This window comes from uncultured Anaerofustis sp. (assembly GCF_938029165.1).
In the GTDB taxonomy this organism is placed as follows: domain Bacteria; phylum Bacillota; class Clostridia; order Eubacteriales; family Anaerofustaceae; genus Anaerofustis.
In genome coordinates, this window is record NZ_CALHFB010000003.1 from 108,612 (window position 1) to 116,899 (window position 8,288).

The window sequence follows — 8,288 nt, forward strand, 5'->3', positions numbered from 1 at the left end:
TTCTTTTCATAAAACTTTAATCTTTTTTCTATTTACATTTACATTTATTTCTTATACAATTAATTTAAGGTAGTATATACCTTAGTGATGATAGAAAATTTAATAGAAGGAGGTGTAAAGATGAAAAAAGCACTTTATGCATTTATTTTTGTATTGGGTGCAATTGTTGGAACGCAGTTAGGCAGCTGGCTGATAGATAGCGGACACTTATATCAAAGGCTTGGAATAAATATCACATCAGCATTTGGCAAAGGTACAATTTATGTATTAGCAGCTATTTTATTCGGTTTTATTTTTATTATTTTTATTCCATTTTTTGCTAAAGCATTCAGACGTATTTTTGCTCAGGTAAGCAGAGAAATAAACAATACTACATTTACTCAAATCGGTCTTGTAATAGGCTCTCTGATACTTGCTTTGATTTTGTCTGCTTTATTATGTCTTCCTTTCCAAAACATGAACTTACCGGGGTGGATAGTAAGCATTATAACTATAGTGATATATGCTGTGTGCATATATGTATTTGTTTCTATAGCTACATATAAAGCGCCGGATGCGGAAAGGTTCTTCAGAGGACTCAATCCATTTGAAAATGATACATTTAAACAAAAACAAACAAAGAAACATCCAAAAGTTCCTATAGGCGTCGCAAAGATTTTAGATACCAGCGTAATAATCGACGGAAGGATATTGGATATATTAAAAACCGGTTTTATAGACGGACCGATAATATTACCTAACTTTGTATTATATGAACTTCAGCAAATCGCGGACTCTGCCGACAGCGTCAAAAGAAGCAGAGGAAGAAGAGGGATCGATATATTAAATCAAATCCAAAAAGAACTTCCCATAGAAGTAGTAAATTTGGATAAAGACTATCCGGAGATAACCGAAGTAGATACAAAATTATTAAAACTTGCAATAGATATCGACGCAAAAGTCGTAACCAATGATTACAACCTAAATAAAATCGCAGAATTTCAAGGAGTTGAAGTTCTCAACACAAACGAACTTTCAAATGCCGTTAAGACAGTGGTTCTTCCGGGAGAGGAATTATTTGTCAAAGTATTAAAAGAGGGCAAAGAAAATTCACAGGGAATTGCTTATCTCGAAGACGGAACGATGATAGTCGTGGAAGAAGGCAGAAACAGGATCGGAGAAGAACTTAATACAGTCGTAACAAGTGTACTTCAAACCGCCGCGGGAAGAATGATATTCGTTAAACCCGTATCGTAAAGGAAACAGAATGAATAAGACACCAGAGGATTTATATCTGAGAATAAAAAATTCCAATGAACTTATATCTTATAGTATAAGTGATTTTAAAAAAATAGCTTATGGTATACAATTTCATATAGATAGTAATATTGTAAGGATTTATTCCAGCAAGAAAAAAGGAACAACTTTAGATACTTCTCAGAGTAAAAGCGATAAGTTAAATTTAATATTAAATAATATATATGATACTTTTCAGGGGAACAGTTTAAGTTCCTCTGCTTTTGATACCGAGAAAAATCAGTTATATCCAATCATGGACCCTCCTCTTCTCGGAAGCGACGAAGTCGGGAAAGGGGATTTTTATGCTCCTATTATCGTAGGCAGCGTATATTTAGAAAAAAACGAGTACGATATATTAAAAACTCTCGGAGTCAGAGACTCAAAAGATTTAAGCGATGATAATATAATAAAGCTTGCAAAAGAGATAAAAAAAGTTACAAATAGTTATTCGATACTTAGAATAGGACAACGCAAATACAACGAATTATATAAGAAAATAGGAAATATAAATGCAATTTTAGCATGGGCTCATATAACCAATATTAAAAATGTTTATAAAAAACAACCATTTAAAAAAGCTTTAGTGGATAAATTCGGAAGAGAAGAACAAATCAGAAGCGGCCTTCAAGATTTAAATCTGGAAATGATATTTAAACCAAAAGCGGAACAAAATATAGCCGTTGCAGCGGCAAGTATTATAGCAAGAGACGCACTTCTTACAACCATAAAAAACATGAATAAACACTACGATTTTGATTTTCCTTTGGGAGCAAACAGCATTGTTATTTCTAAAGGAAAAGAATTTGTTAAAAAATTCGGAGAAGAAGAATTAAATAATGTTTGTAAAATGCATTTTAAAACCGTACAAAATATTTTAAGTTAAGGACTGTCACCAGTCCTTTTTTAATAACCTGTAATACAAAAAACTAAAAATTTCTTTAAAATATATAAATAGCAAGTAATATCAAGAAGGAAAATCTTTAATTTTATATAATGAATACAGAGTGGTTGAATTGAGGAGATAAATTATGTATGAATGGAGAAAACAAATTCAAATAGTAGTTGACGAAATCGATGAAAGCATAAAAAATCATAATGACGAAGCATTGACATTAAACGCACTTTCAAAAAAGCTCGGTTACTCAAAGTTTCATACGACAAGAAAATTCAAAGAAATATCCGGAATGCAGTTAAGAGATTATTTGAGGAAGAGAAAATTAGCATTTGCACTAAAAGAAGTCAGAGACAGCAAAAAGACTATTTTAGACATTGCTTTTGATTACGGATTTTCATCCAATGAAGCCTTTTCAAGGGCTTTTAAAAAAGCATATGGTATAACACCCAGCAAATATAGAAAGAACCCAAAGACATTAATACTTCGCACAAAAATAAACCCTTTTGACCGCTACTTTTTAGGATTTGGAGAAATTGGAATGATAAAATCTACAGATGATATTAAAATTTATTTTGTAACGATACCCGCACACAAGTTTTTACATATTAAAAACTATGAAAGCAACGGATATTGGGATTTTTGGCAGAAACAAAACCTTATCCCGGGGCAGGACTATGAAACGATTTGCGGGTTACTGGACAGTATCAAAGGAAAATTGGATGATAACGGAGGAAGTGAAGTAAACAGCGCAAGCGGTCAAATAATGGCATACATCAATGACCCAAGCGGCAGACTATGCGACTGGGGGTTCCCTCGTACAGAATGCTACGGAGTACGTCTTCCTTTTGATTTTAGCGGAGAAGTTCCCCCACAAATGCTTATGGTTGATGTTCCGGAAGACGAATATATCGTTTTTGAACACGGACCATTTGACTATGAACAGGAAAATCGAAGCGTAGAAGAAAAAATCGAGAAAGCTATGTCTACGTTTGATTTTTCTAACACCAATTACACCTTTGACACTTCTCCCGGCAGGATTATCTACTTTTATTTTGACCCAAAGAAACATTTTAAGTATATAAGACCTGTAAAAAGAAAATAAGTAATTTATAAAAAATAATAATAAAACTGAAAATTCCTATATATTAATCTGCTTATTTTTTTATTTTATATGATTAATATCAAATTATTATCGTAAACAAAACTTAAAGTATAGAAAATCAACAGTAAGCGTTTTAATATTGACAACTAATTATTTTAATAATAAAAGCTCATACATTATAAAAAAATAATTTAATATTAAATCAAATTAATTTCAGCCGTAAATATACTTTTAATTAATGACATCTCAAAAATAAAGAGTTATAATTAATATATAATTTATAATGAAAGAGATTTGTATGGATAAAATTTTTAGTGAATATGATAAAATGATAAATGAACTCGAATATATACAAAATAAAGAATTAATGGACTTACTTTTGGAAAATAAGAAGCTTATGGATAAGTATAATAATCTTGGCACTACAGATATCGAGAAAAGAAAAAACATACTAAAAGACATGCTTGGCTACATACATGAAAGTGTAGACATACTTCCGCCTTTTATTTGTGATTACGGAAAAAATATCAGTATCGATAAACATTCATTTATAAATCACAACTGTACTATACTTGCTGAAGCGAACGTAGTAATAGGCAAATATGTCAGAATAGCCCCAAATGTTTCCATATATACTGTCGGACACGCAGAAAATCCATTAAAAAGAAAAGCAGGATATTCATACGCAAAAAAAGTAATCATCGAAGATAATGTATGGATAGGGGGTAATGTAATCATACTTCCAGGAGTAACCATAGGTGAAAATTCAATCATTGGTGCGGGAAGCGTAATAAATAAAAGCATACCCCAAAATGTAATCGCAGCAGGAAATCCATGTAAAATAATTAAAGAAATAGAAGAGTAAATAAAAAAGGTTTGGATAATCCAAGCCTTTTATTATTACAATACATATTTGCAGTTTTCAGTCCAATCTTTAACCAAATCATACTCAACATTCAAATTTCCTCTGCCAATCAAAATCTTTATATCAGGCTTTGGACTTCCGTGGTAATCACTACCGCCGCTTTTATAAATACCATTACTATCTGCGTAATTTAGTAAGAATTCAACATCTTCATCAGAATGTTTGGCATGGAGGACCTCTACACCGTCAAGCCCATATTTCCTGGCTTCATCAAGCATTTTACCTACCTCATTATGAGGCATATGATGGATACACGGATGAGCGAAAAAAGCAAGCCCGTCTGCTTCATGTATAATATCTATAGTATCTTTAATAGTTTTAAAAAACCTTGATTCGTCTACATAGAAACTGCTTTTTTTATTTGCACAATTATCCCAGAAAAAAGCAGAAGGATTCATTATCTGCGGAAATTTAGAAACATTTTCTTCATGGCTTACCGCACTTATTATTACTTTTTTATATCCTTCATTTTTTTCTCCGTCTATTATTTGAAGTCCGTCATCGATAATAAGCCCGTTATCCTTAAATACTTTAACATATTCTTTTAATAAAGCATTTTCTCTTTTTATATCTTCTTCTTTAGATTCGTAACGTTTAAGGATTTCTCTCATCTTTTCCAAGTTTATATCATATCCCAATATATCTCTCATTTCGTGATTATATGCACAGGATAATTCAACTGCGGGAATGATTTTAATCCCATCGGTATCGATATCTTTCAAATCATCATATGCACTTACAGTATCATGGTCTGTTATGGATATAAGTTTTATATCATTATCCCGCGTCTTCTTTATGATCTCCTTAGTACTGTCATCACCATCCGAATTATTAGTATGAATATGCAAATCTATATTAATAATTATCACCCCTTTATAATTTAATCTGTCTGACTTTATCTATCCACTCTTTTACCATATTATATGGCACATATAAATCGCCTTTCCCTGTCACCATACTTATATCAGGCTTGGTTCCGCCGTGATAATCGCTTCCTCCGCTTTTTAAAAGCCTATATTTTCTTGCTACCTCAGCCAAAAACAAATTATCGTCAAAAGTATGCTGGGAATGCATTACCTCAATACCATCTACCCCACAATCCATTGCATGATTGATAAGCTGAAGCGTCCTTATCTTTCCTATTCTATACATACAAGGATGAGCCAAAAACGCTAACCCTCCGGCATCATGAATAAGTTCTATTCCTTCTTTCATCGTCGGATAATCCATAGATTCATTCACAAAAAATTTAGTTTCATTATTAGAACAATAATTCCAGAAAAACAAAGTGATTTTAGAAATGAAAGGATATTTTTCTATATTTTCGGAATATTTTATAAGATTTTCATATATTGTTATATACGCTTCACTCTTATTGCCCCTAGAAACTTCTATATCTTCATCAAATTTGATTCCGGCTTTTTTAAATACTCTTTTATATTCTTCAAGCAGTCTTTTCTGTTTCTTGATTTGATTTTCTTTTGAATATCTATTACTTACAAAATCATCTATTACCTTTGTATCTATCCCATAACCGAGAACATCTCTTATGACGCCCTCAAAAGAACAACCCAGCTCTGTACCGGGAATTAAAGTAAGCGGTTTATTAAATTTAACATCGATTTCTTTTATTTGTTCATAAACTTTAACATTGTCATGGTCTGTTATAGACGCAAAGTCAACATTCAGATCATTCATCATATTAAGCATTTCTTCAGCACTCAAAGTTCCGTCTGAATTGATACTGTGCATATGTAAATCTACTACTGTGCTCATATTTATCCTCATTCTATTTAATCTTTATTAATTATATACCAATATTTTTCACTTTTCAATTAAAGCTATAAAATGTTTATGTTATAATATTTTTATAATCTACTTATAAGGAGCTATTTATGAAAGAATATATTGCTGTAAACGGAGATTTGAGTATAAGAAGACTTAACGACACAGACGAAGAACTGATAATGCTTGGTAAATGGAGAGACGACGAAAGAGTCAGCAAATACTACGGAGGAAGAGATAAAGATAATTCTCTAAATGCTCTAAAAGAAAAATATCTTGACAGAATACATGGAAAAAGTTTGATCAAACCTTGTATTATAGAATATTTACATAAACCATCAGGATATATCCAGTATTATGAATTCGATGAAAAGAAATACATAGACCATGATTTAACAGCATATAATAATGCTTACGGAATAGATATATTTATCGCTCCCGATGCGGGACATAGCAAAGGACTTGGCTCAAGAAGTCTAAAATTAATGTGTTCTTACCTGTTTAATACTTTAAATGCCGACATAATCGAAATATGCCCGAGAAGTGTAAACGAACGTGCAGTAAGAGCATATGAAAAAGCGGGATTTAAACCTTATAAAAGACTTAAAAAAGGGGAGTTTTTTGAAGGTGAATGGTTTGAAGAAATCGTCATGCTCATGGCTAGATAAGTTAATAAAAAGACCTTTATTTTAGGTCTTTTTTATAATGTTTCTTTAATTTTATAAATACAATCTTTTACTTTATATTTTCTTTCTATAGTACTGTTATTTTCTACATAAATACTAATATTTTCTGATTTAAATATTTGTTTTGCTGTATTAAGTAAGTCTTCAACAGTTATATTTTCAAAAGTGCTTATTTCATTTTCAATATTAAAATTTTTATTCCCAAGTACAAATCTTTCATAACCAATTAAATCATTTAACTCCTCTGATGAATCAATTACATTTGAAAAATCTTTTGAAAATACTATGACCTCTTCCAAATCATCTTCAGTTATATCATGTTTAATATTTTTTATTTCTTCAAATATTATATTTAATGTTTTTATGAGAAGATGATTATGTACACTGCATGCTAATATAGCGGTATTGAAATCTTCATAATAATTTAAATCACAATCAATATCACCAATATACCCCAAAGTATCTTTAAGCTTGAATGAAAGCCTTGAACCGTCCCCTACAGCTAATATATTAAATAAAATTTCCACCATATGCATATCTATTTTTTTACATATATCGATTCTAATTTCTATTTCGATAATATCATAATCGCTTGGAACAATTGTAATATTACTCTCATCTCTCTTACAAAATTTTTTAGGAACAGTATTTTGCCTTATCAAAGGTTTACTAGAAAATGCAAGAGCCTTCTTTAATTTCTCATTTAAATAATTAATATTATCAGAATTGAAATTCCCGGTTAATACTATCACTGAGTTATACTTATTAAAAAATCTTCTTTTATAATCATTGATTATATTATATGAAAGACTATCTATTTTATGGCAGTCTCCCATGATTTCATTCTTAAAACAACTTCCTTCAAAGTAATTATTATTTACGATATCATCAAAATAATAAGTGCTTTTTTCTTCAATTTGTCTTTTAACAACTTCTTTTTCAGCATTGATTTCTTCATCACTCCATGAAAAATCCTCATATAAATTTACGATTAAATCTATAAAATCATTATAATATTTTGGCAACACCGTTGCATAAAATCTAGTATAATCTTTATATGTTGTACCATTTAATGATACACCCATTTTATTTACCTTTTTATATAATTCTCTTTGAGAAATATTATTTAATTTTCTAAAAAACATATGCTCGAGCAAATGGGAAATGCCTCTAACTTTATTATTTTCATATAAAGCCCCACCATGAAAATAAAAACCTATACCAATATTATGCAGATGTTCATTTTTACATATAATTATATTATCATTTTTATCTTTGCTCATAAAATCATCTCCATAGATATTTATTCTTCATTTAAAAGAGTTTATTATCTTACTTTTTAATCATAACAGCTTAACGTTTTTAATTAAATTTATATTTTATCTCGATATTAATTCTTCATTATGAAGAATAACTTATAATAAAAAATTATTAATTTTAATATTTTTATAGTCACATCTTTGCAATTCTTCATTTCGAAGAATTGATTTTGTAAGCAAAAAGCAGAAGCCCTATCTTATTTCGTGAGTCTCAGCCCATTCCCAATCCCGTTGCTTCTGCCTTTTGTTTATTTAATTTATTTAACATTTATCTTACATTAAAAATATCATATATTCT

The 8,288-nt window shown here is 30.2% G+C and carries 8 protein-coding genes; 5 read left to right on the forward strand and 3 right to left on the reverse strand.

The annotated features are described in order from the left end of the window. Positions 1-120: 120 nt before the first annotated feature. The 4 genes from Q0516_RS00825 to Q0516_RS00840 all read left to right on the forward strand — a co-directional run bounded on the left by Q0516_RS00825 (position 121) and on the right by Q0516_RS00840 (position 4,140). Complete coding sequence (locus tag Q0516_RS00825; RefSeq protein ID WP_257480893.1) at positions 121-1,236, forward strand: PIN domain-containing protein; 1,116 nt, start codon at positions 121-123, stop codon at positions 1,234-1,236. Between the two features lie 10 nt (positions 1,237-1,246). Next, positions 1,247-2,161 carry a ribonuclease HIII gene (gene rnhC, locus Q0516_RS00830; protein WP_294466511.1) on the forward strand — a complete coding sequence of 305 codons (915 nt, stop codon included), beginning with the start codon at positions 1,247-1,249 and terminating at the stop codon, positions 2,159-2,161. Between the two features lie 145 nt (positions 2,162-2,306). Beyond that, positions 2,307-3,275, forward strand: coding sequence for a helix-turn-helix transcriptional regulator (locus Q0516_RS00835; protein WP_294466514.1), 969 nt, complete (start codon positions 2,307-2,309; stop codon positions 3,273-3,275). Positions 3,276-3,573: 298 nt separating this feature from the next. Further along, positions 3,574-4,140 (forward strand): sugar O-acetyltransferase, encoded by a 567-nt coding sequence (locus tag Q0516_RS00840; RefSeq protein ID WP_294466517.1) that lies wholly within the window; start codon positions 3,574-3,576, stop codon positions 4,138-4,140. Between the two features lie 35 nt (positions 4,141-4,175). On the opposite strand, the gene Q0516_RS00845 is transcribed toward Q0516_RS00840, so the two are convergent. Both Q0516_RS00845 and Q0516_RS00850 read right to left on the reverse strand, forming a co-directional pair. Next, positions 4,176-5,069, reverse strand: a complete 894-nt coding sequence (locus Q0516_RS00845) for a PHP domain-containing protein (protein WP_294466522.1) — start codon at positions 5,067-5,069, stop codon at positions 4,176-4,178. A 4-nt stretch (positions 5,070-5,073) separates the two neighbouring features. Beyond that, positions 5,074-5,976: a PHP domain-containing protein gene (locus tag Q0516_RS00850; protein WP_294466525.1), complete on the reverse strand. Its 903-nt coding sequence runs from the start codon at positions 5,974-5,976 to the stop codon at positions 5,074-5,076. A 119-nt stretch (positions 5,977-6,095) separates the two neighbouring features. On the opposite strand from Q0516_RS00850, the gene Q0516_RS00855 reads away from it, so the two are divergent. Beyond that, positions 6,096-6,653 carry a GNAT family N-acetyltransferase gene (locus Q0516_RS00855; protein WP_294466528.1) on the forward strand — a complete coding sequence of 186 codons (558 nt, stop codon included), beginning with the start codon at positions 6,096-6,098 and terminating at the stop codon, positions 6,651-6,653. Between the two features lie 32 nt (positions 6,654-6,685). Here Q0516_RS00855 and Q0516_RS00860 read toward each other — a convergent pair whose 3' ends face one another. Continuing rightward, positions 6,686-7,954 carry a pitrilysin family protein gene (locus Q0516_RS00860; RefSeq protein ID WP_294466531.1) on the reverse strand — a complete coding sequence of 423 codons (1,269 nt, stop codon included), beginning with the start codon at positions 7,952-7,954 and terminating at the stop codon, positions 6,686-6,688. Between the last annotated feature and the right edge of the window lie 334 nt (positions 7,955-8,288).